Source organism: Pseudomonas sp. 2822-17 (assembly GCF_002742485.1).
Lineage (GTDB): Bacteria > Pseudomonadota > Gammaproteobacteria > Pseudomonadales > Pseudomonadaceae > Aquipseudomonas > Aquipseudomonas cyclaminis.
This window is the reverse complement of record NZ_LJRZ01000855.1, coordinates 1-254: the sequence shown is the minus strand read 5'-3', so window position 1 is coordinate 254 and position 254 is coordinate 1. Positions and strand designations below refer to the sequence as shown.

At 47.6% G+C, this 254-nt stretch carries 1 protein-coding gene; it reads right to left on the bottom strand.

The genetic code is table 11. From position 1 onward, the window contains the following. Window positions 1-17: 17 nt before the first annotated feature. Window positions 18-254 (bottom strand): hypothetical protein (locus tag AOA60_RS29510; RefSeq protein ID WP_218240939.1); only part of this gene is annotated, 237 nt, incomplete at its 5' end.

Here is a 254-nt window from a genome sequence, read left to right as displayed (position 1 = left end):
TCGCCTTTTTGTGCTTCTTATGAAGTATCTACCAGAGCCAGTTGATAGCCCGCCTCATCGGTGGAGAAGCCGTAGAAATCATATGCGAGTAACTGAGTCTCGCCTTCGAAGTCGTTAGTATAAACCCAAGTGCCAGCTTCGGCGATGCCTGATAATTGCGCATTGCAGTCAATGATCGTTAGGGTGACGAGATTAGGCAACATAGATAGATCAGTAGTACAGGCCGCAGTATAACGCTCCATAAGAGCTAGAGC